Genomic DNA, 25,524 nt, shown 5'->3' with positions numbered 1-25,524 from the left:
TGTGATCGCCATCGCTCCGATCCTCCCGTGCCAGAGTGCATGGATCACACGGATCGGGTCGCCACCACCGGTGGCACGGCAGCCGCACGCAGCGCAGGACCCAGCACAGCCAGCTGGCCCAGCACCCACAGCAGCAGCGCACCGATCGGCAGGTAATACAGTGGCAGGCGCGGCAGCTCGTAGAACTTCATCAGCGTGAGGTTCAGCGCAAACGCCAGCAGCATGCCTAGCACAATGCCGAAGCTCACGATCAAAAAGTTCTCGGTCTGGAAATACCGCAGGATGTCGCCGCGCGTGGCGCCGATGGCGCGGCGTATGCCGATCTGCTTCTGCCGCTGGCTGACCCAGAAGCTGGAGAGACCGACGATGCCGCCGACGGTCGCTGCCAGAAGTACGGCGCAAATCATGGTGAGGAGAAACGCCATGCCTCGATCGCTGGCATAGCCGAGCGCACGAAGCACGCTGTAATGCTGCGCGCCACCTTCCTCGTCGAGTATGCGCATTCGGTCAAGCGCCAGCAGCGCGGCCGGTGCAGCGGTTACAACGGCATCAAGCTGGTTGGTCCTGGCGCGTATCAGGTAGTAGCTGCCCCCGTTATTGAAATTTCCGCTCCGCAAGGGCAGCAAGATCGAGCAATAGGCGAAGCTGTGTGTGCCTATGGCTGGCACTTGCAGTTGCTCGATCACGCCGATGATCGTACTGGGCGTATCGCCGATATATATCGCCCTGCCCACCGCCGGCTTGTCGTGAAAGAGCCGCTCGGCGAGATCCTGAGTGATGATGATGACCGGCGGCGTAGCGTTATCTGAGTCGCTGGCAGCACTGATCTCATCCGACCTGAAATTACGGCCGGCAATGAGCTTGAGGCCAAGCGTGGATAGCGTGTGGTCATCCGCGTAATAAGGTTCTGCGTACGTGGTCTTTTTTGGCTGATCGTGGGTATAGCGGACGCTCGACAGTTGCGCCCAGGGACCCACCGCGGGGTAGGTGTAGTCGGCGTAAGCGTCAGCCACTCCGGGCAATTGCCTCAGCATGGCAAGATCACTCAGCACCATCGCGTTCAACTGGGCTTTCGTAAAGTTGCCGATCCACTGGTTATGGACAACAGCGAGATTTGCCTCATCGATGCCCGTGGGTCGCGCCATGTGTTCCAGCCGCTGCTGGATGATGAAAAGCGCATTGCAAACAATGCCCAGCGTCAGTGCAATTTGCAGCACGATAAGCGCGGTCGCACCACGGTGCTGCTTGAGCGCCGCAAGAATCGGCCTCATCTGCATGCTCGCCATATCAGTTGGACTTCAGTTGCCAGGCGGGCTGCACTTGCGCTGCGCGCCAGGTGGGGTACAGCGCCGCGATCAACGTCGCCACAATGGACGTAAGCAAGGTGAGGCCGAGCAAACTCATATCGATGTGCACCAGCCGCGCCACGCGCGGTTCAAAAAACGATCCCATACCGGACACACCACAAGCGGTGAGCGCGAGCCCAAGTAGGCCGCCAGCGGCACCTACCATGCCGGCTTCGATCAAAAATTGGGCGTGAATCGCTCCGCGCGATGCGCCGAGAGCCCGGCGCACGCCGATCTCGCCACGGCGCCGCATAAATTTGGCCAGCAGCAGTCCAACCGTATTGACCAGACAAACCAACTGCAGCCCAATCGCCAACAAAAAGGCGACGCGCGTTTCCTCCGGCACCGCGTGCACATAGTCCAGCCACTGCTTCAGGCTGCGCAGCCGGTTATTGGGCGCCCATGGAAACCGCCCGATACGCTGCTGCTCGGCGGCATAGCCATCCAGAAAAGCCTTATATCGCTGCACATCGGCGGCAGTCGGTAGCTCCACCCAAAATGAAATCCATACACACTGCGAATGCAGCAGATCGTTCCAGCCGGCCCCCTTGTAATCGTTGGTGCAATTTTCGCCCCAGCTATCGATTAGCTGAAAATTGAGGGCAGTCGCGAACGGGACAAAAAAGTCTGGCGGATTACCCACGTCGGTGACGCTATGGATCGACCCTTCCGCGTAAAACCGCGGCTGCGGATTCCAGTCCCCCATCACACCCACCACGCGATAGTCGTGACCGCCCAGGCTGACGCGGCGACCAAGACTCCTTGTGCCGCCGAACAGCTTTTCGCTCAGCTCTCGGCCGATCACGACCGAGCTTCCACCTTTCGCATCATCGTCTGCACTCCAGCTACCGCCATCTGTAAATGGCACGTCAAACATGGCAAACATGTCCCGCGTTGCGGCGTAGCCTTTGACCGTGAACGGCGCTCGCCGGGCATCAGCGGGGACCAGCGATAAAACTGTCTCGTAAATGGCTGTTTGACGCAGGGCCTTGTGGGCGTTAAGTAGAGCCACCGCATCGGTATAGCTGAGCTCCTGCGGGGGTTCATCATCCGTGCCGCGATTGGCGGGCCCCCAATTGTCGATCTGCGGCCCGAAAAGTTGCGCGGATTTTTGCGGCAGCGGGTCAGCCGTCAACGCCCGCAGCGCCGCGAACGTAATCATCGAAGACGCCACGCCTGCGCCAATCAGCACGATCATCAACGCGGTGAGCACGGGATTTCGCCGAAGGCTATGCACACCCAGCCCGAGGTAATAACGAAACATCACTCAGTCTTCCCCTGAGTTCATATCGATCAGACCGACCGCGTGGCCACAACGGGCGGCACCGCCGCCGCACGCAGCGCCGGCCCCAGCACCGACAGCTGGCCGAGTAGCCACAGCAGCAGCGCACCGATCGGCAAGTAATAAAGCGGCAGGCGCGGCAGTTCGTAGTACTTCATCAGCGTGAGATTCAGCGCAAACGCAATCAGGAATCCGAGTGCGATGCCAAAGGTCACGATGAGGAAATTCTCGGTCTGAAAATAACGCAGGATGTCGCCGCGCGTGGCACCGATAGCACGGCGGATGCCAATAGTGCGTCGACGCTGCTGGACCCAGAAATTCGCAAGGCCGGTGATGCCCAGTGCGGTGACAAAGAGCAGGCCCAAGGCCGAAGCTATCAGCAGGCTGATCATGGTGACGTCGCGCTGGAAGTATTTATGCCGGACGGCCGCGAAAGTCCTTTGGTAAGCGTCCGGAAACAGACGATTCGGATTCACTTTTGCCAGCGCAACCCTGGCAGCCCTCAGGATTCGCTCGCGATCATCTGGCGCACTGCGAAGCAGGTAGGTGCTGCCGGTGTCATCTGGCAGTTTGGGCCAAAGCATGACGAGATGATCCTGTCCCGCATCACGCAGCATGGGGCGAAGCACGTCGTCGACAATGCCGACAACCCTGATCTGCGTTCTGCCCTGAAACATCGTTTTGCCCAGCGCGCTTTTGCCGGGATACAACTTTGCCGCCAGCGACCGCGTAAGAATGGCAGTAGATACGTCGCCCGTCGAATAGTCTGCGCCGGTAAAGTCGCGACCTTGCACAAGGTGAAGGCCCATGGTCTGCAGGAAGCCGGATGATCCGTTGTAAACGTCCGGATGCTGGCAGTCCGTTTTGTCGAACGACTGTACCGCCATCGCCTTTTGCATGGAGCTAACCGACGGACAGATGCCGTAGGAATTCTCTCCACCTTTGAACGGCATGCCACTGCCAATGACGGCGACCGAGTCCACACCTGGAATTCGCCGAAGAGCGTCCAGATCGACCGCATGCTGAGCCTGCTCATTGGCGTTTTTCTGGATGCCGGAAACATAGACCAGCGACAGGCGACTTTCGTCCAGCCCACTCGGCGTATCGATGCGCTCGATGCGATATGCGATCATCGGCAGCGCATTGATTACGATGGCGCAGGTAAAGGCCGTCTGCAGCATCAGCAGAAACGCCGTGAGCTTGTGATGGCGCAAACTGGAAAGAATGGGGCGTAGTTGCATCACGTCATCTCACTGGGTTTTCAGCTGCAGGGCCGGCGCCACACGGCTGGCCCGCCAAGCCGGCAGCATGCCGGCAAGCACGCTGGCGATGATGGCGATAAGCACAGTCAGCAGCAGCATCGACAGATTCATCTGGGCCACCTTGGCGTAAGCATCCGGACGCTGGCGAATGCTCCACAGGCCCAGCTCCGCAATTACGATGCCCAACACCCCACCCAGGCTGCCGATCATTAGCGACTCGATGCCGAACTGGAGAAATATGTCGCGTCGCCTGGCGCCCATGGCACGCCGCACGCTGACCTCGCCGCTTCGCTTCAGGAATTTCGCCAGCAGCAGCGCCACGATATTGGTCATGCAGACCACCAGGAAACCCAGCGCCAGCCACGACTGCAACTTGACGTCGCTGGGCACAAGATTCAGATGCGCCAGCCAGTCCATCATCGGGTACAGATGCGCCTGGTCGGGCGCACGCTCAAAGCGACCCGATGCATGCTGCTGCGCCGAATAGTTGTATAGAAACTGCTCGTAATCGCGAACCTGATCGGCATTTTTCAACTGCACCCACACCTGCAGCCACGACGTTGAAGAGTCCTTGTATTCGCCATCCACGTTGCTACCGGTACTGCCGCCACTTTTCCAACCGGTGAAATCGTTGCTCGAATCCAGCTTCAGATCGGCCGCAGTATCCAGCGGAAGGAAAAATTGATCGATCTTTCCGAAGCCGCCCTTAGCAGAGGGGTCAGCATAGAACATCGGCTGTGGCGCCCAATCGCTGCTGATGCCCACGACGCGGTAGCTGACAGCACCAAGGCGCACGCTATGACCCAGTGCATCCTCGTTGCCAAACAGTTTTGCCGCCAGGGTGTGACTCAGCACGACCACGCGGGCTTTGGCTTCGTCATCGACTGAAGACCACGCACTGCCGCGCTCCATCGGCACACCGAACATGCTGAAGAAATCCGCCGTGGTGTAACGGCCGTCGGCGCTGAAAGGCAGATCTCCCTGCCGAACCGGCCAAGCAAGCAGCGAACCGCCAGCCATCGCCGCCTGACGCTCGGCCTTGCGCGCGTGCAATAAAGCCATGGCATCGGGCCAGGTCATATTGTCCGACGCGTCACCCCATTCGCTGGTGGTCGGATAGTCTTTGGGCAGCGGGTCGAGGTGCGGGTAATACAAGGTGCTGCTAAGCGCCGGTAGAGGGTCGCTCGACATCACGTGCAGCACCGTCATCATCGTCATGCTGGCGCCGATGCCCAAGCCGATGGCCAGTACCATCAGTGCAGTGAGCACGGGACTGCGCCTCAGGCTGTGCCAGGCCAGATCGAGGTAATAACCAAACATCATTTGTCCTTTAATGCGTGTTGGTTGGGGATGACTGCGCGAGTCAAACCGACCGCGTCGCCACCACCGGCGGCACCGCGGCAGCACGCAGCGCCGGACCGAGTACCGCGAGCTGCCCGATCAGCCAGAGCGCTATGGCACCAGCCGGCAGGTAATACCAGGGCATACGCGTCATGGCGTAGTTCTGCATGAGATAGAGATTGATGCCGAAGGCCAGTGCCATGCCGATCGAGACACCGGTCGTGCTGAGCAGGAAATTCTCTGTTTGGAAATACTGCAGTATGTGCAGCCGCGTGGCGCCGACGGCACGGCGAATGCCAATCTGCCGCCGGCGCTGGCCGACCCAGAAACTGGTGAGACCGACGATGCCAAACGCAGTCACGGCCAGCATGACCACGCAAACCAGTACAAGCATCCACACCATGCTGCTGGTATCGGCAAAAAAGTCGGCGCGCATCTGCGCATAGGGCTTGCCTTCGACCACCGCACCCGGTTCGAGCGCACCGATTTTCTGTAATGCGTCTCGCACAATACGATCGCGGTCCTTGGGCAAACTACGCAGCACGTAGTCGCCCATGGCGCCATCCGGGTGCAGCGGGAAAAAGACGCTCGAATACCGTCCACTCGGACCGCTGTATTTGGAATCCTGCGCCAGCACATCATCGACCACACCCACTACGGTCCAGCCGTTTTGATCGGTATAAAGCGTCTTGCCCAGCGCGCTTTGATCAGGCCACAAGCGCTTTGCATCGCTCTGCGTTACGAGCGCGACATGGCCGGTGGAATGGAAATCCTTCAAGCCGCCGTCCGCGTATTCGTCTGCGTTGAAAAACCTGCCCTGCAGCAGGTGAAGCCCCAGCGCTTTTTCACCACCCTCGCCGATGAAGTACACCGACGTGTTCACCGTCGTGCTCGAATTCGGTGTTGCAGTGAAAGGCGACAGCGCCGGATTCTGGTCCAGTGGCATGCTGGTGGCCGGAGCAGCCGCGATGACTCCGGGTATGCCCCGCAGAGCCGCCAGATCGCGTGGCATGTCGCTGGCTGCACGGTTTGGATCCGTTCCATTGACGGTAATGACGGAGATCCCCGATTCATCAATGCCGTTGGACCAGTGAATATCGATCATGCGCTGACCGACCATGAATACGGCGTTGCACAACACCGCGCAGGCAAGCGCGATTTCCAGCACGATCAGCAGGGCCGGAATTCGGTGACGGCGCAGGCTGGCTAGTATCGGTCGGATTTCCATCGGCATTCTCCTCAGTCAGCTTTCAGTTGCGGCGCGGGCAACACCACGCAGGCTCGCCATGCAGGCAGCAAGCCGGCCAGGAGGCTTGCGACCAAAGCCACCACAAAGGTCATCACGAGCATTGCCATATCCATGTGCGCGAGACTGGCGTATTGCGCCGGCTGATGGCGAATGCCGAGCAATCCCAGTTCTGCAACCGCAAGCCCCAGCACACCCCCCGCCAGGCCAACGATGCCGGCCTCGACCATGAACTGCACGAAGATCGCGCCACGCGATGCGCCCAGCGCGCGACGCACACCGATCTCGCGCGCGCGACGCAGGCACTTGGCCAGTAGCAGGCCTACCGTATTCACCACGCAGATCAGCAAAAAACCGAAAGCCAGGCCAGTTTGCAAATGCACGTCGTCGGGAACTACATGCTGGTCGCGCAGCCATTGCATGAGGTCGGACAGTGCTACACGGGATCGCTGAAACCGGCCCAGCCTCACCTGCTCCTGAGCGTAGTTGGCCAGGAATTGTCGATAAGCGCGAACGTCGGCCTCGCCGTGCAACTGCACCCAGAATCCAAGCCAGATGGCTGACGCCGTTTCCAGATGTTGCGTGTCGCTTGGCCCGTACGACAACATCGAGCTCGGCATCATCTGATTGGCCCGCGCGCCCGTCAGCGGAAGAAACACCGCATCGCCGCTGCCATAGTTCCGCGCGCCCAGATGCACTGAGTAAAATCGTGGTTGCGGCGCCCAGGGACGCAGCACGCCGATGATGCGGTAATCATGATCCTCGACACGGATCATCCGACCCACGCTGTTGGCGCCACCGAACAGCTTGTCGTTGAGGAACCCGGCAATCACTGCCACCTGCGCACGACTTTCATCATCCCCTGCCGCCCAGCCTGCGCCGTACTGGAAAGGCACGTCGAACATCGAGAAAAAATCCGATGTCGTCATCACGCCGTCCGCATAGAAAGGTTTCTTGTCGCTCGATGGCGGTGTTACCTTGACCTCCGACATCGCCATGGCGGCCTGTCGTTGCGCCCGGTGTGCCTTCATCAGGTTCATCGCGTCGACATAGCTCATGAGCCATGGAAGCTTCTTGCCCGAGCGTGAAAAGGGCTGATTACCCGGATAGGGATCGACCTGCGGATAGAACAGCTGCGCGCTTTTCTGCGGCAACGGGTTGGCCGAAAGCAGCCGCAACACTGTCAGCGTGGTGATCGATGCACCAATGCCCAACGCAAGCGCCAGGATCATGAGAGCCGTCAGCACCTTGTTGCGCCGCAGGCTGCGTAGGGCCAGTTCGAGGTAGTAGGCAAACATGCTCAGGCTCCGGTGAGAGGCAGGGTATGAAAGACGAGTGGCGAGGAGAGAAGCGCAAAACCGCGGCATTCGGCGATCGGCACCCGCGTGCAGCCCTCGCCGCTGGCGATCCGCCCTCCGCTCCTGCTTCTCATCACACGCTCCTCGTTGCTTCGACCGGCGGCACGGCAGCCGCGCGCAGCGCCGGGCCGAGCACCGCCAGCTGGCCGATGATGTAAAGACTCAGCGCACCGATCGGCAGGTAGTAGAGCGGCAGCCGCGGCAATTCGTAGTGCTGCATCAGCAGCAGGTTGATCGCGAAGGCCAGCACCATGCCCAGCACGATGCCGCCGCTCACGATGAGAAAATTCTCGGTCTGGAAGTACGCCAGGATGTCGCTGCGCGTGGCGCCGAGCGCACGCCGCACGCCGATCTGTCGGCGGCGCTGCTGCACCCAGAAACTGGCCAGGCCGACAATGCCCAGGGCGGTTACCAGCAGCAGGGCGCAGATCACGCCGAGCAGGATGCCGGACATCAAGCGATCCTGACGAAAATACTTTTCGCGCAGCGTGGCGAGGGTCTGGCTGTTCTTGCTGTCCACCACCGCATCGGGCGCGATGCTGGCCATCGCGGCGCGGGCATCGCGCAACACGCGCGGCAACTCTGCCGGCGCGGCGCGCAGCAGATACGTGCCGGCCAGCTGGCGGCCCGCTTGTGCCGGCACGTACACCGACCAATCGATCGTGCTGGGCCCACCCTCGCCGCCCCATGGGCGAGCCAGGTGCGCCAGCACGCCGCCCACACGGAAGTGGAACTTGTCGGTCCAGAATTCCTTGCCCAACGGATCGGTACCCGGCCACAGATGGTCGGCCAGCGCGCGCGTGACCCAGACCGTGGCGTTTTCCGGCACGAAGCTATCGAGTGGCTGGGCGTCGCTGGCCTGCGGCAGGCTGCCGGCGACAAGCTGCAGTCCCAACGCCTTGAAAGAGCCTGGGCTGCCGACGTAAAAATCCACGACGCCAGCGAAATGCTTGCCGGCGGCATCGGTAGAAATACCCGCGCTACCCGCGTGGTCACCGAACGGTACGGCGTTGATCACGTTGACTGACTGCACGCCGGGAAGTTTCGCCAGGCCGCTGAGCACCCGGGCGTTGAGGTCGACACTGCTGGCCGGGTCGTAGCCCGTCAGCTTCACGGCAGCCAGGGCGCTTTCGTCGACACCGCTGTCGACCTGCGTATGCTGGACTCGGCTGATGATCAGGAAACAGGCGTTGCACAGCACGGCACAGGCCAGCGCGATCTCCAGCGCGAGCAGCACGGTGGCCAGACGATGTTTGCGCAGGGCGGCAAGAATGGGCTGGATCTGCATGGGTCAAATCCTCACAGCGTCTTGAGTTGAAGCGCTGGCGCAATGCGGCTGGCGCGCAGTGCCGGCAGCACGCCGGCGAGCAGGCTGGCGGCGATCGCCAGGGCGAAGGTCAGCCCGAACATCCATGGGTCCAGATGAATCAGGTCGGCGTATTCGACCGGCTGACGGCGAATCAGCCATAGTCCGAGCAGCGTCAGCAGCAGGCCACCAAGGCCACCCAGCAGGCCGATCATTCCGGCTTCGACCAAACACTGTGCAAACACTGCCGTTCGGCTGGCGCCCAGCGCGCGGCGTACGCCGATTTCGCCGGCACGACGCAGAAACTTCGCCAGCAGCAGGCCGATGGTGTTGAAAAGGCAGATCGCCAGAAACGCAAAGGCCAGCCACGTCTGCAGGCGCACGTCGCTGGGCACCACGCGGTTGAAATCCAGCCACTGCATCAGGTCGAACAGGCGCGTGTTGTCGGCGCGCGCAAAGCGGCCCAGAGCCTTCTGCTGCTCGGCATAAGCCGCCAGATAATCCCGGTAGCCACTCACCTTGCCTGCGCTGCCCAGTTGCACCCACAGGGCCACCCACACGCAGGTCGAGTTCTGCAACTTCACGCCCGGATCCGGCGCACTCCAGCAGGTGAAGGGATTGAACCCGCCATCGTTGACTTCCATCGAACTGAAGAACGGCATGAACACGTCCTCCGGCCGATTGTAAAAGCTGGCCGTATCGCCGTCGGAAAAGCGGCCACCCACCACCTCGTAGAACTGCGGCGACGGGCGCCACGGCGCCAGTACGCCGACGATGCGCACATCGGTATCCTTCAGCCGCAAGGTACGACCCACGCTGTTGCTTCCCTGAAACAGCTTGTTGTTGAGATCCGCCGAGATCACCGCCACCCGCGCATGCCTGGCATCGTCCTGCGCCGTCCACGCGTTGCCATACTGAAACGGCACGGCAAACATCGGGAAAAAGTCGCTGGTGGTCGACAGCATCTGCGCCATCAAGGCGGGCTGCTTGACCGTTGGCGCGGTCAGTCGCAACGCACTGACGGTAATCAGCGCCTGTCGATCGGCCCGCTGCGCACTCCAAAGATCGACAGCCGAGTGATAGTCCATCATGTCGTAGGGATGCGATTGCGGATCCAGATGGCTCGTCGGGTCCACCTGCGGATAAAAGATGTGCTGGCTGCGCCCCGGCAACGGATCGCCGGACAACAGATGCATCACCGTCAGCGTGGTCATGCTGGCACCAATGCCGACAGCAATCGCCAGCACCATCAGCGCGGTGAGCACCGGGCTGCGCCTCAGGCTGCGCAGTGCAAGGTCCATGTAGTAGGCAAACATCATTTCACTCCTCTTGCTTGGCTAGATCGCGCCACGGTTTTTCTTCTCGTCATTCCTGCGCACGCAGCAATCCACTGCCTTGCCATGGCCACTCCAGTCACACCGAAGACGCTGGCTTCCTGCCTGCGCAGGAATGACGGCCATGGGTCGTTCGATTTCTTGAAAATGCCCTGACGGGCGCGCGACCTCGCCTCGGCGCCACCCTCGCCACTTATTCCCAACCCTTCAGCACGGCTTTTCATCACACGCTCCGCGTCGCCACGACGGGCGGCACGGCGGCGGCGCGCAGCGCCGGGCCAAGTACAGCCAGTTGACCCAATACCCAAAGTGTCCCCGCGCCAAACGCCAGATAGCCGATCGGCAAATGCCCCAGTTCAAAGCGGTGCATCAGGAATACGTTCAGTACGTAAGCCAGCACCACGCCCAGCGCGACGCCGGCTGTGACGATGAGAAAGTTCTCTGCCTGGAAGTAGCGCAGGATGTCGCCGCGGGTGGCACCGAGCGCGCGGCGCATGCCGATCTGGCGTCGCCGCTGCTGGACCCAGAAGCTGCCCAGGCCACCTACGCCGAGCGCTGTCACCACCAGCAGAATCGCCATGATCGCGATAAGCATCCGATTGGTGGCCATGTCGGCGGCGAAATACTGCTGCCGTAAAACAGGCATGCTCAGCACCTTGCTTTGCACGTGCCCGGGGTTGGCTTTCTGCATGGCGGTGGCGGCGGCCTGCAGGGCGGCGCCGAGCTGGCCCGGCTTGCTGCGGATCATGAAGCCACCGCCCATGTCCTGTGCGCCAAGCTGGAATTCGACGACCAGCGAATAATCATCGTCAGGGCGCCCGGTAACTTCGCCACGCAGGTGATCCATGACGCCGACCACGCGGATGGTCATGGTGCCATCGTAGAAACGCTGGCCGAGGGGACTCTTGCCGGGGAACAGCCGTTCGCCGAGCGCACGTGTGATCAAACCGCCGATCTCAATGTCCTGGCCCCATTTCGCCGGGTCGCCGCGATCGTCGAGAGTGATCCCGCGGCCCTGGACTACCTGCACACCCAGAGTTCGGTCCAGATCCTGCCCACCGATAAATTCATAGGCCTGGGCAATCTTGTGCTGGCGAGCCGGATCGGTGAATACACTGGAAGGAGACGCGTACCAGAGCGGCGGACCGCCATAAGCGGCATCGGCCACACCCGGCACCTGCCGCAGCAAGGCCACGCTGTTGGCAACATTGCCCGGGTTGTCCCCGTTGATGACGCCGATGCTCTGGATCAGACCGATGTCGTTTTCCATCACGCCAGTGGGCGTGTGCGCGCGTTGCAGGTTGGCGCTGACCACAAACACCAGGTTGCCGATGATCGCGAGCGTCAGCGCGATCTCCAACACCAGAAGGATCACGGCCGTCTTGTGCCGGGTCAGCGCCGAGATAATGGGCCGGAAAGGAATCGCGAGGCTCATAGCGACTTCACCTGCAGGCCGGGAGCTACGCGCGAGGCGCGCCATGACGGCCACGCGCCGGCCAGCAGCGAGGCAAGCAATGCCATGCTCAGAGCCGCGAACAGCATGGTCATGCTCAACTGCGCCGAGCTGGCAAAGCTCACCGGCTGCTGGCGCACCATCCACAAGCCCACCCACGACACCGGCAGACCCAGCAGGCCACCGCTGACCCCGATCACACCCGCCTCAACCAGGCACTGCGCAAACACGTCGCCTCGCGAGGCGCCCAGTGCACGACGCACGCCGATCTCGCCGGACTTGCGCAGAAACTTGGCCACCATCAGACCCATCGTATTGAGCATGCAGATCAGGAATACGCCGAAGGCGATCCATGTCTGCATGCGCACCGTGACCGGAATGACGTGCTTGTAGTCGAGCCAGTCCACCAGCCCGCGTAGCCGCACATTGGGCGAGCGCTCGAAGCGGCCCGCCTGATGCTGCTGGCTGCTGTACTTCTCAAGCATGGAGCGATAGCGCGCCACTTGTGCCGGAGAATCCAGCTGTACCCAGAACTGTGCCCAGGTGCAGGTAGAGGCTTTCGGATCATGCTCCCCTGCGCTTGAATCGGCACCCCAGCAGTGCATGGGGCCATAGCCGTAGTCCTGTGGCAGGTCCAGCCAGGTAAAGAACGGCATGTACATCTGCTCGGCCTTGCCGTAGGCGCCGTCGTTGACGTCGTAGAAGCGCGGCTGCGGGTTCCAGTCGCCAGCGACGCCAACGATGCGAAACGGCTTGGTCGCAATGATCAGCGACTGACCGACGCTGTTGGCCCCGCTGAAAAGTTGCTGATTCATCGCCTGGGAGATCACCACCACAGGCGCGTGCCGCGCATCGTCCTGCGCCGACCAGCCGGAGCCGAAGAGAAACGGCACGTCGAACATGGCGAAGAAGTCACCCGTCGTTGCACGCGTGGTGAACATCGCAAGCGGACTATCGCGCGTGTCTCGCCGCGTCGGCAGCCAGTTGCTGCTCATCACAGCACGACGCATTGCGACATCCATGCCATACAGCGCCGTCGCATCGAGGTAGGTCAGGTCATCCGGCGGTTCGGTGGAGTTATCCGATAGCGCGCTCGGACGCGGATCGAGCTGCGGATGAAACAGCACGCCGCTGCGCTGCGGCAGCGGATCGCCCGAAAGGTTGTGCAGCACCGCGAGCATGGTGATCGATGCACCGATACCCAGCGCGATCGCCAGCATCATCAGGCTGCTAAGCACGGGGCTTCGTCGAAGGCTGCGAAGGCCGAGATCGAGGTAGTGGGAAAACATGTCCTTGTGGTCTCCTTGAGATACTTTCTAAACCGACCGCGTAGCCACCACCGGCGGCACCGCCGCCGCACGCAGGGCGGGACCAAGCACAGCCAGTTGACCGATCACCCAAAGCGCTGTCGCACCGACCGGGAAATAGATGGCCGGTAGCCTCGGCAATTCGTAGTGCTGCATCAGAAACAGGTTGATGCCGAAGGCGAGCACCATGCCGATGACTATGCCGATGGTCGCCAGCAGAAAGTTTTCGGTCTGGAAGTAATGCAGGATGTCGGCGCGGGTGGCGCCCAGCGCGCGGCGCACGCCGATCTGTCGACGGCGCTGCGCGACCCAGAAGCTGGCCAGTCCTACGATGCCCAGCGCAGTGACAATCAGCAGCGCTGCAGCGACACCGGTAAGAATGCCGGCCATCGCGCGGTCGTTGGCGAAGAACGCGCGGCGCACGTCGTCATACGTGCCTTTTTGCAGTACGACGCGGCGAGGATCAATCTGCTTGAGCTTGGCGAGCGCAGCGCCGAGCACCTGCGCTCGATCCTGCGGCGCGCAGCGAATCACGTAACGGGCGCCCGAAGTCAGGTCGACACTGATCGGCATGACCATGCTGTAGTCGGCGCCATTCCGGAGACTATCCGATCGCGTCAGACCCGCCAGTACGCCGACCACCCGAAACGGTACACCCTGGCCGAAGTAAATGGTTTTCCCCAGCGCTCCCTGTCCCGGCCACAATCGTTCGGCCATCGCCTTCGTGATGATCACTGTCTGCGGGAGACCTTTCAGCTCGCCGTTTTGCAGAGCAGCCGTGGCGGTGGTCAGATCGACGTACTCGCCTGGCTGGAAGTCCCGACCCGCAATCAACTTCAAGCCCAGTGTGGGCAACAGGTTCTGGCCGAAGAAGTTGCTGGCGCTAAGGGTGCGTTGCTTTTGGCGTGCATCGAGCATGACGTCGCTGTTCGGGCCGCCCATGGCGAACGGCAGCGAAATGCTCAACGCCACCTGTTGCACACCGGGAATCTGCCGCAAGGCGGCCAAATCCGTTTGCGCACGCGCGCTGGCGTCCGGTCGGTTGCTGATATAGGCCAGCTTGATCTGTACTAGATTGTGCTCATCGATGCCACTAGGCATGTCCATGCGCTGCAGCCGCTGACCGATCAGGAACACCGCGTTGCACACGATCGCGCAGGTCAGCGCGATCTGCATAATCAGTAACCACGCAGTGATTTTGTGCCGGCGCAGCGTGGAGAGAATCGGCAGGATGTCCATCTCAGGTGCTCTTGAGTTGCAAGGCGGGCGTGACTAGGCAAGCGCGCCAGGCCGGCAAAAGACCAGCCAGCAGGCTCGTACCTATGGCCAGCAGAAAAGTCATCAGCAGCATCGTCGGGTCGAGATGGGCCAACGCCGCATAGCTAGCCGGTTGTCGGCGCACCAGCCATAGCCCACACAGAGCCAGCAGCAAACCACCGATGCCGCCAGCAAACCCGACCACGCCCGACTCCACCAAGAGTTGCGCAAACAGTGCGCGCTTTGATGCACCTAGCGCGCGTCGCACGCCAAGCTCACCCGAGCGACGAAGAAACTTCGCCAGCATTAGGCCCACGGTGTTGACCAGGCACACCACCAGAAAGCCCAAAGCCAACCAGGTCTGCAAACGCACGTCATCCGGCACCACCATGTTGTAGTCCAGCCACTGCATGACATTGCGCAGCTGCACATTCGGCGGTCGCTGGAAACGGCCCAGCGCTTTTTGCTCCTGTGAGTAATGCACGAGAAACGAGCTGTACGCAGCGACCTTGGCCGGACTGTCCAGCTGCACCCAGAATTGCAACCAGGTGCAAGGCGCGCTGTGATCTACACGCTTGCCACCACCCCCATTGCCCCAGCAGTCAACGCTGCCGTCATGGTCGTATCCCACGTCCTGCGAGGTGGACAGCGGCATGTAGACGCCTTCATTCTCGCCGTAATCGGTTTCGTTTAGATCATAGAAATGGGGCGTTGGGTGCCAGTTGCCGAGCACTCCGATGATGCGGAACGACGTATCACCCAATTGCAGCATCTGCCCGGTGCTGTCCTTGCTGCCGAACAGTTTGTCGTTGAGCTGGCTGCTGATGACCAACACGCGAGCGCGGCTGTCGTCTTCACTAGCGCTCCAACCACGACCGTAGAGAAACGGCACGTCGAACATTGGGAAAAAATCGGCAGTGGTATAGCGAGCGCCCTCATAAAATGGATCCTGCGTGGACTGTGCGGGCTGCACAGCGACCGTGCCGCCGGTCATCAACGCTTGAAGGTCGGCGCGCTTTGCCCGCAGCAAATTCATGCCGTCGATCCAACTCACCTGTGCCTCAGGTTCCGACTTGCCTGGTAAGTAACCGCTGAGGTCGCGCGGATCGATCTGCGGGTAAAAAAGCTGCGCACTCCTCCCAGGCAGCGGATCGCCCGACAGCACATGCAGCACTGTCAGCGTGGTCATGCTGGCGCCAATGCCCAGCGCGATGGCCAGCACCATCAGTGCGGTGAGGGCCTTGTTCCGGCGCAGGCTGTGGATGGCAAGGTCGAGGCAGTAGGTGAACATGATCAGAGGCCGGCTATGAGTGAGGCGCGACAAGGAAAAGCAAGGGACGGAGTCGATGCGACGAGTAACGGGAACCATTGAGGGACGCGCGACGAGTCAAGGGAGTGCAGGCCCGAGAGATAACCCCAAGCCACACGTCGTAGGTTGGTGGTGAGCGTAGGCGAACCCCAACAGGCCGTGACACTGGACGTTGGGGTTCGCTGTCGCTCACCGCCAACCTACGTTCGTGCTCGTCGCGCCTGCTCTTCATCACGCAGCCCTTGTTGCGACGACCGGCGGTACGTTCGATGCGCGCCGCGCCGGCACGAAGACCGCGAGCTGCCCCAGCACCAGCATCAGCAGCACACCCACCAGCACATACGGCGACGGCAGGCGGCTCAGTTCGAAGTGCTTCATCAGCCACAGGTTGAGCGCGAGGGCGAGCAGCAGACCGAGCACGATGCCGCCGCCGGCGATGAAAAGATTTTCGATCTGGAAGTAATGCAGGATGTCGATGCGCCTGGCGCCCAGCGCGCGGCGCACGCCGATCTGCCGATGCCGCTGGCCGACCCAGAAACTGGTGAGGCCCACGATGCCCGCGGCGGTGACGCAGAGCAGGAGCACGCAGACCACGCTCATCAGTATCGCCATACCGCGATCGGTACGATAGGCGCGTGAGCGTATCTCGGCAAAGGTCCGGATGGCTCTGGCCGCGGGCATGATGCGCTTGGGATAGACGGCCAACAGCGCCGCGCGCGCCGCCTTCATCGCGGCGTCCTCGCGACCGGGCCGGGCGCGCACGGCGTAGTTGGCCGTTGTACCGGCAAGCCGGACCGGCTCCAGTACCGAGTTGTAGGCCCAGTCGCTGCCCCAGGTCTCGGTGGTCGGCGTCTGCATCTGCGCCACGATGCCGATGATGGACGATGGCGTGCCGTTGTTGAGATAGACGGTCTTGCCCAGCGCTTCGCCCCTGGGAAACAGCTGGTCGGCGATGGCCTTGGTTACGATGATTACCGGTGGCTTGCGCGGGTCATGGATGGTGTAGTGATTGATTTCGGCCGCGGTGAAATTGCGTCCGGCGATGAGCCGCAGGCCGAGCGTCGGCACCACCTGCTCGTCGCCAAAATAGAAGGCTGCCGACACCACGGATTTCTTTTCATCCGGCGTGAGCGTGACGCCACCGCTCCACAGCGAAGCAGCCAGCGGCAGCGAAGAAATCGCGGCGACCGACTCCACTTCGGGTACGCGGCGCAGCGCGTCCAGATCGGTGCGCTGCAAGGCGTCGAGCTTTTCCGTCGACGCCGCATCGTCGTCGGTGGGTGCGCCAGCCCAGCCCTGCGAGATGCGGAACAGGTCTTTTTCCACGATGCCGGTGGGCCGATCCAGCCGCTCAATGCGCTGCCCGATGATGAACAGCGCATTGCAGACGATGGCCAGGGTCAGCGCGATCTGCAGCGTGATCAGCGTGACGCCGGCTTTATGGCGATGCAGCGCCGCAAGAATGGGATGCAGTTTCATCGGCGCGCCTAGTTGGACTTCAGCTGCCAGGCGGGCTGAACCCGCGAGGCGCGAAAAGTGGGATACAGCGCGGCCATCAGCGCCGCACCCACGGCCACTGCCAGGGTGATGCCGAGCAGCGGCATATCGATTTTTGCCAGCGCGGCGATGCTCACCGGTAACACCAGACCGACACTGGCCACGCCCGCGGTCGTAAAGACGAGCCCGAGCAGGCCGCCGAAGAAACCGATCAAGCCTGCCTCGATCAAAAACTGCGCGTAGATCGCGCGACGCGGCGCGCCGAGCGCGCGGCGCACGCCGATTTCGCCGCTGCGGCGCAGGAATTTCGCCAGCATCAGGCCGACCGTGTTGACCAGGCACACCACGAGCAAACCCAAGGCCACCAGCAACGAGACCCTGGTATCGCTCGGCACCACCTGTTCGAAGTCGAGAAACGTCGGCAGGTCACGCAGGCGATTGTTCGGCGCCCAGGCAAAGCGCCCCTTAGCCTGCTGATCGCGCGCGTAGCCGTCCAGATACTGGCGGTAACGAAGCGCAGCGGCGGCGTCGTCCAGCTCCACCATGTAACTCAGCCACGCGCAGGACGAATGTTGAAAGCCGACAAAGCCCTTCTCGGTCGGCTCGGCCGCGCCGCAGTTGGTGCGGCCGTCGTTCTGCATGCCAGCGGCGATAGCCCGATTCAACGGCAGAAAAATATCCGGCGCGTCGCTGCGAAAGCCGCCGCTACCGAAAATATCGTAATAGCGTGGCTGCGGATCCCATGCGCCCATGACACCGACAATTCGATAGTCTTTGTCGCCGATTTGCACGACTTTCCCCACGCTGTTCTTGCCGCCGAACAGCTGCTGATTCAGATCGGCGCTGATCACCGCCACGGTGGCCGCCTGCGCATCGTCATTGGCCGACCAGCCGCTGCCGTAGGTAAAGGGAATATCAAGCATGGGGAAAAACTCGCCGGCTACCGCGTAGCCATCGACGCCGAACGAATCGTCGCCACGACCGGGAACAACAATCGTCGGGTCGACTTCATAAAGCGCCGACTGCCGCATCGCACGGTGATCGCGCATCAGCGCCATGGCGTCGGTATAGTCCAGCGCATCCGCCGGCTCGCCGCTGCCGTTGCTCACCGCCGGCCCCCAGATATCGATCTGCGGCACAAACAGCTTCGACGATTTCCACGGAATCGGATCACCCGACACCGCGCGAAACACCGAGTACGTCGTCATCGATGCCGCCACGCCGAAGCCGATCGCCAGCACCATCAGCGCCGTGAGACCTTGACTTCGTTTCAGGCTGCGCAACGCCAGTTCGAGGTAGTAGGTGGGCATGGTCAGTGTCCGGCTAGCAGTGAGGGAATACGGGAGAAGCGCAGGGGCGATGGACGAGTAACCAGGGCGCAAGTCCGCGAGGGCGCGTAGGTTGGCGGTGAGCGTCAGCGAACCCCAACATGCGTAGTTATTCGATGTTGGGGTTCGCTTGCGCTCACCGCCAACCTACGTTCTCCTTGTCCCCTACTCCCCATTACACGGCTCGCGTCGCTTCGATCGGGGAGACGTTTGAAGCGCGGCGCGCCGGTACGAACACCGCCGCCTGCCCCAGTGCGACGAGCGCGACCAGCCCCACCAGCACGTAAGCCACCGGAATGCGGTCCATCTCGAAGTGCTGCATCAGCCAAGCGTTGAGCCCAACAGCGAGCGCCACGCCGATGACCGCACCGGCGCCGGCGATCATCAGGTTCTCGATCTGGAAGTAATGCAGGATGTCGATCTTGCGGGCGCCGAGCGCGCGACGCACGCCGATCTGCCGATGCCGCTGACCAACCCAGAAGCTGGTCAGTCCCACGATGCCTGCCGCGGTGACGCCGAGCAGCACCAGACAGACCACGCCCATCAAGATCGCCATGCCGACGTCGGCGCGATAGGCTTCGGCGCGAATGTCGGCGAAGGATTTGACGCTGTCGTCGTCGAGCACGCGCATTGGGTTGATCTTGTAGAGCGTCGATGGCATCCCTTGCATCGCCGCCTCCATCCGTCCCGGCTTGGCCCGCAACACATAGCGCGAGTAGTTGGCGTCGACACGAAGCGGCTCGAGCGTAGCGTTATACGTGAACGAATTGGTCCAGCTGCCGGTGCCCGGCACCTGCAGGCGCTCGATGACGCCGATGATAGTGGTTGGCGCTGTGCTGCCATCGAGATACATGGCCTTGCCCACTGCGTTGCCACCTGGAAATAGCTTGTCCGCGATGGGCTTGGTCACGATCACCACGGTGGGCTCGGTTTGATCGTGCATGCTGCGGTGCTGCACGTCGGAAACGGTGAAGGCGCGCCCCGCCACCAGCCTGACGCCGAGCGTGGAAAGCATTTGTTCGTCACCGAAGTAGAACGTGGTGCGTGTATTGCCTCCCTTGCGCATCTCGCCCCCCGGCTTGAGCGAAATCGCGCCGTTCCACGACGAGTTGAGCAGCGGCAGCGAGTTGATCGGCGCCACCGAGGCGACGTCGGGAAGATTGCGGAGAGCGACCAGATCCTCTCGCTGCATGCTGTCCAGCTTTTCGACGCCGGCCAGGTCGTCCGCGTCGGGAGCACCGACCCATTGCTGGGTAACGAGAAAGAGATTGCTTTCATCGATGCCGGTAACGCGGTGAACGCGCTCGATGCGCTGGCCGATGATGAAGATGGCATTGCAGACGATCGCCAGAGTCAATGCGATCTGCAGTGCAATCAGCACGACGCCGGCTTTGTGTTTGCGCAGCGCCGCAAGGATGGGATGCGTGGTCATGACGTTGTCCTTAGTTCGATTTCAGCTGCCAAGCGGGCTGCACACGCGAGGCACGGAAAGTGGGATAAAGCCCCGCAAGCAGGGTGGCCAGAACCGCGATCACCAAGGTGAGTGCCAGCAGCACGAAATCCACGTGGGCGAGCGTGGCGATCTCCTTCGGCAACACCCAGCCGACGCTTAGCACACCGACGCCCGTCAGCAGCAAGCCGAGCACGCCGCCGGCCATGCCGACCATGCCCGCCTCGGTCAAAAACTGCGCGTAGATCGAATTGCGCTGCGCACCCAATGCCCGACGCACGCCGATCTCGCTGCTGCGCCGCAGGAACTTCGCCAACAGCAGACCCGCCGTATTGACCAGACAGACGATCAGCAGCCCCAGAGCGACCAGCAGGGATACCTTGGTATCGCTCGGTACCACGTGCTCGGCGTCGAGCCAGTCCGGCAGGTTGCGCAGCCGGTTGTTGGGCGCCCAGGCAAACCGCCCGCTTTGCTGCTGCTGATGCGCATAGCCGTCCAGATATTGACGATAAGCCGTCACGGACGCGGCATCGTCCAGCTCCGCCATAAAGGCAATCCAGACGCAGCTGGAATGCTGTAGCCCGACGAAACCGGATTCCTTCGGAATCGCGTTGCAGTTGGTGTTGCCGTTATTGGCCATACCTAGCGAGATAGCCCGGTCGAAGGGCAGAAACACGTCATCCAACCCGGTGGAGAACCCACCGCTGTTGACCACGTCATAAAAACGCGGCTGCGGATTCCAGTTGTCCAGCACCCCGACGACGCGGTAATCCTTGCCCTCGATGTCGATGGTTTTCCCCACGCTGTTGGCGCCGCCGAACAGCTTCTGGTTGAGCTTGCTACTGATTACCACCACTGCAGCGCGCTGTGCATCATCGTCGGCCGACCAGCCACTGCCGTACTGAAACGGCACGTCGAGCATGGGGAAAAACTCGCTGTAGACTGCATGACCGCTAGTCGTGATCGGATGCTTGCTGGCATCGGCCGGCACGATCGATGGCGAGATCTGGTACATCGCCGACTGCAGCTTGGCACGGTGATCGCGCATCAGCTTCATGGCGTCGGTGTAGTCCATGGCATCGGGTGGTTCGCCATCCGCCCCGCGCCCGGTCGGCCCCCACATATCGATCTGCGGCACAAACAGCTGTGACGATTTCCACGGAATCGGGTCGCCCGACACCGCGCGGAATACGGAATACGTCGTCATCGACGCCGCCACGCCGAAGCCGATGGTGAGCACCATCAATAGCGTGAGCCCCGGGCTGCGCTTCAGACTGCGCACCGCCAGTTCAATGTAGTAGGTGAGCATGGTCAGGTTCCGGGTGGGGGTTGAGGGGCGAGCGGCGAGAGAAGCGAGAGACGAGTCGCAAGTGCGAACGTTCGGGGCGTTGGACGTAGGTTGATGGTGAGCGCAGCGACTGTGGAGGCGGTACGCCGGAACGAACATTCGCAAACCGAATGGCCCGAAGGGGAAGCCGCGGCAGCGGCTTGTAACCCTACATTCCGGGTTATTCGACGTTGGGGTTCACTAACGCTCACCGCCAACCTACGCATCAGGTCATCATCCCTGCGCTCCATCACGCTGCCCTCGTCGCTTCGATGGGTGACACGCGGGAGGCGCGGCGTGCAGGTACGAACACCGCCGCCTGGCCGAGTGCCAGCAGCGCGACCATCCCGATGAGCACATACATCAGCGGCAGGCGTGGCATTTCGTACTGGCTCATCAGCCACAGGTTGAGCCCGACAGCCAGCACCACGCCGACCATTACGCCGCCGCCGGCGATCATCAGGTTCTCGATCTGGAAGTAATGCAGGATGTCGCTCTTTTGCGCACCCAGCGCGCGGCGCACGCCGATCTGCCGGTGCCGCTGGCCGACCCAGAAACTGGTCAGGCCAACGATGCCTGCGGCCGTCACGCAGAGCATGATCAGGCAAACCACGGCCATCAGGATCGCCATGCCGCGGTCGGCCCGGTAGGCGGCGTGACGTATCTGCGCAAAGCTGAGGATGCCGCGCTCGGGGTCGATCACCCGCTGCGGGTTGGCGGCAAAAAGCGCATCGCGCGTCGCCGCCATCGCTGCCGCCTGCTGACCCGGCCGGGTCTTCACCACGTACCGGGAGTTGTCGCCGACCTGACGAACGGGCTCGATGATCGTGTAGTAGTCCGAGTCCTTGGCGAAGCTTTCCGCCGTGGATGACTCCAGCAGCTTGACCACACCGACGATCGTGGTGGGTTTGCTGTCGCTGTAGATCGTCTTGCCGACGGCGCTCTGGTTCGGAAAGAGTTTTTCGGCCGTGGCCTGGCTCACGATCACCGAAGGTGGCAACGTGTCGTCGTGGAAGTCCATGCGCAGCACGTCTGCCGCGGTAAACGCTCGCCCGGCTACAAGCTGCACGCCAAGCGTGCTCATCAGCTTGTCGTCACCCTCGTAAATCGTTGCCGAAAGCGTCGAGTTTTTCTGGTCCGGCGTGAGCGTGATGCCGTTGACATGCGAACTGCCGAGCAGCGGCACCGAATTGACCGGCGCCACAGACACCACGCCCGGCAAGCGCCGCAAGGTATCCAGGTCGGCGCGCACCAGTGAATCGATGGTGTCAACCGCACCCGGCGCGCCACTCTCGGGCGTACCGACCCACTGCTGCGAGACGACAAACAGATTCGCTTCGTCGATGCCGGTGGGACGATTCACCCGATCGATGCGCTGACCGATGATGAAGATCGCGTTGCAGACAATCGCCAGAGTCAGCGCGATCTGCAGGGCGATGAGGACGACGCCGGCCTTGTGGCGGCGCAGTGCGGCGAGGATCGGATGCGTGCTCATGATGGATTTCTCAATTCGATTTCAGCTGCCACGCGGGCTGCACGCGCGATGCGCGGAAGGTCGGGTACAGGCCGGCGAGTACTGCCGACACCACTGCAACGATCAGGGTCATCAGCAGCAGCGAAACGTTGATGTGGGCCAGCGCAGCGATGTCCTTGGGCAGCACCAGACCGACACTGAATACGCCCACCCCGGTGAGCACCAAACCGACCACACCGCCGGCCAGGCCGACAATGCCGGCCTCGGTAAGAAACTGCGCGTAGATCGCCGCCTGCGGCGCACCCAGCGCGCGGCGCACGCCGATCTCGCTGCTGCGGCGCAGAAACTTGGCCAGCAGCAGACCCACGGTATTGACCAGGCAGACGATCAGCAGGCCCAGCGCCACCATCAGCGACACCTTGGTATCGCTCGGCACCACATGCTGGTCGTCCATAAAAGCCGGCACGTCACGCAGGCGGTTGTTCGGTGGCCAGTTGAAGCGACCGGCGCTTTTCTGCGCCAGCGCATAGCCATTCAAGTACTCGCGATAGTTCTGCACGGCCGCCGCGTCGTCCAGCTCGGCCATGTACTCGATCCATGCGCAGGTCGATCGCTGCATGCCGACGAAACCCGGCTCGGCCGGATTACTGTTGCACGCGGTATTGCCCGCGTTGCTCAGACTCACGGCAATCGCACGGGTAAAGGGGATGAACACGTCGTCCGAGTTCGTATCGAATCCACCGGTATCAACCACGTCGTAAAAGCGCGGCTGCGGGTCCCACTTGCCCAGCACGCCGACCACCCGGTAATCCTTGCCGTGGATATCCAGCGTCTTGCCCACGCTGTTCTGGCCGTCGAACATTTCCTGGTTGAGTTTGCCGCTGATCACCACAACGGCCGCCTGGTTGGCATCCGCGTCAACAGCCCAGCCGCTGCCGTACTGAAAGGGCACATCCAGCATTGGAAAAAACTCGCTGTATACGGCGTGCCCGGAAACGCTGATCGGATGACGACGCGAACCGGGCACCTGCACCGGCGGCGCAATGCGATAGCTGGCGGACTGCAGCTTGGCGCGGTGATCGCGCATCAGCGCCACCGCATCGATATAGTCCAGCGCGTTCGGTGGTTCGCCGTCCGCACTGCGGCCGTCGGGACCCCACATATCGATCTGCGGCACAAACAGCTGCGACGACTTCCACGGAATCGGATCGCCCGACACCGCGCGAAACACCGAATACGTCGTCATCGATGCCGACACGCCAAAGCCGATCGCCAGCACCATCAACAACGTGAGCCCGGGACTGCGCTTCAAACTGCGCAGCGCCAGCTCAAGGTAATAACTAAACATCGGTGTCTCCGGATGGCAGTGCGCTATGGCCTGCAAAGTTGATCGTGCGAAAGTCGGAAATGTTCATACCGGGCGCGTCGCCTCTACCGGAGATACCCGAGAGGCGCGCAGCGCCGGCGCCAGCGTGGCGAGCTGGCCGAGCAGGAGCAGCAGAACCACACCGACCAGAACGTAGGCGATGGACAGCCGCACCATTTCAAACTGGGTGATCATCCACAGATTGATGCCGTAAGCGAGGACCAGGCCCACGGCCAGTCCGCCCACGCTGATCAGCAGGTTTTCGGTGAGGAAGTAGCTGAGAATGTCGCCACGCGTCGCGCCAAGCGCACGCCGCACGCCAATCTGGCGGCGGCGCTGCCCGACCCAGAAGCTGGTGAGTCCCACGATGCCGGCCGCCGTGATCGCCAACAGCACCACGCAGATGATGCCCATCAGGATCGCCATGCCGCGGTCGCTTTCGTAGACGCGCTTGCGGATTTCCGCGTAGGTGCCGCCGTCCTTGGGGTCGATAATCCGCATGCGGCTTTGCGCGTAAAGCGCCTTGGGAGCCTCGCGCATGGCCGCATCCAACTGGCCCGGCTTGGCGCGAACGATGTAATACGCCTGGTCGGTGCTCTGTCGCGCCGGCCACAGCAGCGATTGATAGGCGAAAGGCTTGGTCCACGTCGAGACATTTTGTTTCTGCAAACGCTCGACGATGCCGACGATGATGCTCGGCGTGCTGCTCATCGAGTAGATCGGCTTACCCAGTGCCGAACCATCCGGAAACAGCCGGTCGGCCAGCGCCTTGCTCACGATCACGACGGACGGAATGACAATCTGCCGCAAGCCCATCTTCACCACCTCGTCGGCGCGAAAATTACGCCCCGCGACCAGCCTGAGGCCCAGCGTAGCGAGCATGTGTTCGTCGCCCAGGTAGACGTCCGAATCGGCCGATGGCTGCTGCTGATCGGGCGTCAGCATGACGAAGTTGTCCCAGCCACCGCCGCTCAGCGGATAGCCGCTGCCGGGTGAGGCATCACTGACGCTGGGCAGTTGGCGTAGCGCGATCAGATCCGCCTGGGTCTGCGCATCGATCTGCGATGGCGACAAGTTGCCTGCCCACTGATTGGAGATCACCAGGAGATTCGGCTCGTCGACGCCGCTGGGCTCGGCAATATGCTGCAAACGCTGCTGAATGATGAAAAGCGCGTTGCACACGATCGCCAGCGTCAATGCGATTTGCAGCGCGATCAGCACCGTACCGGCCTTGTGCTGGCGTAAAGCGCTGAGAATGGGCTTGATCTGCATCAACGTTCG

General features: G+C 62.0%; 19 protein-coding genes. All 19 read right to left on the bottom strand.

Translation table 11 applies throughout. The annotated features are described in order from the left end of the window. Positions 1-44 precede the first annotated feature (44 nt). Entirely contained in the window at positions 45-1,271 is a 1,227-nt protein-coding gene (locus ACDK93_RS04990) for an ABC transporter permease (protein ID WP_458071486.1), read from the bottom strand. Positions 1,272-1,287: 16 nt separating this feature from the next. Continuing rightward, positions 1,288-2,610, bottom strand: a complete 1,323-nt coding sequence (locus ACDK93_RS04985; protein WP_458071485.1) for an ABC transporter permease — start codon at positions 2,608-2,610, stop codon at positions 1,288-1,290. Between the two features lie 29 nt (positions 2,611-2,639). Then, positions 2,640-3,809, bottom strand: coding sequence for an ABC transporter permease (locus ACDK93_RS04980; protein WP_458071484.1), 1,170 nt, complete (start codon positions 3,807-3,809; stop codon positions 2,640-2,642). A 69-nt stretch (positions 3,810-3,878) separates the two neighbouring features. Further along, on the bottom strand, positions 3,879-5,210 hold the full coding sequence (locus tag ACDK93_RS04975) for an ABC transporter permease (RefSeq protein WP_458071483.1): 1,332 nt from the start codon (positions 5,208-5,210) through the stop codon (positions 3,879-3,881). Between the two features lie 43 nt (positions 5,211-5,253). Further along, on the bottom strand, positions 5,254-6,459 hold the full coding sequence (locus tag ACDK93_RS04970; protein WP_458071482.1) for an ABC transporter permease: 1,206 nt from the start codon (positions 6,457-6,459) through the stop codon (positions 5,254-5,256). 11 nt (positions 6,460-6,470) lie between these two features. Next, entirely contained in the window at positions 6,471-7,844 is a 1,374-nt protein-coding gene (locus tag ACDK93_RS04965; protein ID WP_458071481.1) for an ABC transporter permease, read from the bottom strand. A gap of 64 nt (positions 7,845-7,908) precedes the next feature. Further along, positions 7,909-9,123 carry an ABC transporter permease gene (locus ACDK93_RS04960; RefSeq protein WP_458071480.1) on the bottom strand — a complete coding sequence of 405 codons (1,215 nt, stop codon included), beginning with the start codon at positions 9,121-9,123 and terminating at the stop codon, positions 7,909-7,911. Between the two features lie 11 nt (positions 9,124-9,134). Continuing rightward, positions 9,135-10,457, bottom strand: coding sequence for an ABC transporter permease (locus ACDK93_RS04955; RefSeq protein ID WP_458071479.1), 1,323 nt, complete (start codon positions 10,455-10,457; stop codon positions 9,135-9,137). Between the two features lie 241 nt (positions 10,458-10,698). Beyond that, positions 10,699-11,910 (bottom strand): ABC transporter permease, encoded by a 1,212-nt coding sequence (locus ACDK93_RS04950; RefSeq protein ID WP_458071478.1) that lies wholly within the window; start codon positions 11,908-11,910, stop codon positions 10,699-10,701. After that, positions 11,907-13,217, bottom strand: coding sequence for an ABC transporter permease (locus ACDK93_RS04945; RefSeq protein ID WP_458071477.1), 1,311 nt, complete (start codon positions 13,215-13,217; stop codon positions 11,907-11,909). The genes ACDK93_RS04950 and ACDK93_RS04945 overlap by 4 nt, the downstream gene beginning before the upstream one ends. 27 nt (positions 13,218-13,244) lie before the next feature. Further along, positions 13,245-14,474 (bottom strand): ABC transporter permease, encoded by a 1,230-nt coding sequence (locus ACDK93_RS04940; RefSeq protein WP_458071476.1) that lies wholly within the window; start codon positions 14,472-14,474, stop codon positions 13,245-13,247. A gap of 1 nt (position 14,475) precedes the next feature. Beyond that, a complete protein-coding gene (locus ACDK93_RS04935) occupies positions 14,476-15,783 on the bottom strand; it encodes an ABC transporter permease (protein ID WP_458071475.1) in 1,308 nt (435 codons plus the stop codon). 249 nt (positions 15,784-16,032) lie between these two features. Further along, complete coding sequence (locus ACDK93_RS04930) at positions 16,033-17,280, bottom strand: ABC transporter permease (RefSeq protein ID WP_458071474.1); 1,248 nt, start codon at positions 17,278-17,280, stop codon at positions 16,033-16,035. Between the two features lie 8 nt (positions 17,281-17,288). Further along, the gene (locus tag ACDK93_RS04925; protein ID WP_458071473.1) at positions 17,289-18,608 is read right to left on the bottom strand and encodes an ABC transporter permease; all 1,320 of its coding nucleotides are present in this window, start codon (positions 18,606-18,608) and stop codon (positions 17,289-17,291) included. A 193-nt stretch (positions 18,609-18,801) separates the two neighbouring features. Beyond that, on the bottom strand, positions 18,802-20,058 hold the full coding sequence (locus tag ACDK93_RS04920) for an ABC transporter permease (protein ID WP_458071472.1): 1,257 nt from the start codon (positions 20,056-20,058) through the stop codon (positions 18,802-18,804). Between the two features lie 10 nt (positions 20,059-20,068). After that, positions 20,069-21,385, bottom strand: coding sequence for an ABC transporter permease (locus ACDK93_RS04915; protein ID WP_458071471.1), 1,317 nt, complete (start codon positions 21,383-21,385; stop codon positions 20,069-20,071). Positions 21,386-21,653: 268 nt separating this feature from the next. Next, positions 21,654-22,898 carry an ABC transporter permease gene (locus ACDK93_RS04910; protein ID WP_458071470.1) on the bottom strand — a complete coding sequence of 415 codons (1,245 nt, stop codon included), beginning with the start codon at positions 22,896-22,898 and terminating at the stop codon, positions 21,654-21,656. A 10-nt stretch (positions 22,899-22,908) separates the two neighbouring features. Beyond that, complete coding sequence (locus ACDK93_RS04905; protein ID WP_458071469.1) at positions 22,909-24,225, bottom strand: ABC transporter permease; 1,317 nt, start codon at positions 24,223-24,225, stop codon at positions 22,909-22,911. A 63-nt stretch (positions 24,226-24,288) separates the two neighbouring features. Continuing rightward, positions 24,289-25,515 carry an ABC transporter permease gene (locus tag ACDK93_RS04900; RefSeq protein ID WP_458071468.1) on the bottom strand — a complete coding sequence of 409 codons (1,227 nt, stop codon included), beginning with the start codon at positions 25,513-25,515 and terminating at the stop codon, positions 24,289-24,291. Positions 25,516-25,524 lie beyond the last annotated feature (9 nt).

Source organism: Rhodanobacter sp. BL-MT-08 (genome assembly GCF_054161255.1).
Note: the sequence above shows the minus strand (reverse complement) of the source record. Positions and strands in the feature narration are given on the sequence as shown.

What these genes read in the sequence shown, in the direction of transcription:
- ACDK93_RS04985 (WP_458071485.1), bottom strand. Translation starts at nt 2,610, where the DNA reads ATGTTTCGTTATTACCTCGGGCTGGGTGTGCATAGCCTTCGGCGAAAT.
- ACDK93_RS04960 (WP_458071480.1), bottom strand. Translation starts at nt 9,123, where the DNA reads ATGCAGATCCAGCCCATTCTTGCCGCCCTGCGCAAACATCGTCTGGCC.
- ACDK93_RS04910 (WP_458071470.1), bottom strand. Translation starts at nt 22,898, where the DNA reads ATGAGCACGCATCCGATCCTCGCCGCACTGCGCCGCCACAAGGCCGGC.
- ACDK93_RS04945 (WP_458071477.1), bottom strand. Translation starts at nt 13,217, where the DNA reads ATGTTTTCCCACTACCTCGATCTCGGCCTTCGCAGCCTTCGACGAAGC.
- ACDK93_RS04940 (WP_458071476.1), bottom strand. Translation starts at nt 14,474, where the DNA reads ATGGACATCCTGCCGATTCTCTCCACGCTGCGCCGGCACAAAATCACT.
- ACDK93_RS04990 (WP_458071486.1), bottom strand. Translation starts at nt 1,271, where the DNA reads ATGAGGCCGATTCTTGCGGCGCTCAAGCAGCACCGTGGTGCGACCGCG.
- ACDK93_RS04925 (WP_458071473.1), bottom strand. Translation starts at nt 18,608, where the DNA reads ATGCCCACCTACTACCTCGAACTGGCGTTGCGCAGCCTGAAACGAAGT.
- ACDK93_RS04970 (WP_458071482.1), bottom strand. Translation starts at nt 6,459, where the DNA reads ATGGAAATCCGACCGATACTAGCCAGCCTGCGCCGTCACCGAATTCCG.
- ACDK93_RS04900 (WP_458071468.1), bottom strand. Translation starts at nt 25,515, where the DNA reads ATGCAGATCAAGCCCATTCTCAGCGCTTTACGCCAGCACAAGGCCGGT.
- ACDK93_RS04975 (WP_458071483.1), bottom strand. Translation starts at nt 5,210, where the DNA reads ATGTTTGGTTATTACCTCGATCTGGCCTGGCACAGCCTGAGGCGCAGT.
- ACDK93_RS04930 (WP_458071474.1), bottom strand. Translation starts at nt 17,280, where the DNA reads ATGAAACTGCATCCCATTCTTGCGGCGCTGCATCGCCATAAAGCCGGC.
- ACDK93_RS04950 (WP_458071478.1), bottom strand. Translation starts at nt 11,910, where the DNA reads ATGAGCCTCGCGATTCCTTTCCGGCCCATTATCTCGGCGCTGACCCGG.
- ACDK93_RS04980 (WP_458071484.1), bottom strand. Translation starts at nt 3,809, where the DNA reads ATGCTGCAGACGGCCTTTACCTGCGCCATCGTAATCAATGCGCTGCCG.
- ACDK93_RS04920 (WP_458071472.1), bottom strand. Translation starts at nt 20,058, where the DNA reads ATGACCACGCATCCCATCCTTGCGGCGCTGCGCAAACACAAAGCCGGC.
- ACDK93_RS04915 (WP_458071471.1), bottom strand. Translation starts at nt 21,385, where the DNA reads ATGCTCACCTACTACATTGAACTGGCGGTGCGCAGTCTGAAGCGCAGC.
- ACDK93_RS04955 (WP_458071479.1), bottom strand. Translation starts at nt 10,457, where the DNA reads ATGTTTGCCTACTACATGGACCTTGCACTGCGCAGCCTGAGGCGCAGC.
- ACDK93_RS04905 (WP_458071469.1), bottom strand. Translation starts at nt 24,225, where the DNA reads ATGTTTAGTTATTACCTTGAGCTGGCGCTGCGCAGTTTGAAGCGCAGT.
- ACDK93_RS04935 (WP_458071475.1), bottom strand. Translation starts at nt 15,783, where the DNA reads ATGTTCACCTACTGCCTCGACCTTGCCATCCACAGCCTGCGCCGGAAC.
- ACDK93_RS04965 (WP_458071481.1), bottom strand. Translation starts at nt 7,844, where the DNA reads ATGCCGCGGTTTTGCGCTTCTCTCCTCGCCACTCGTCTTTCATACCCT.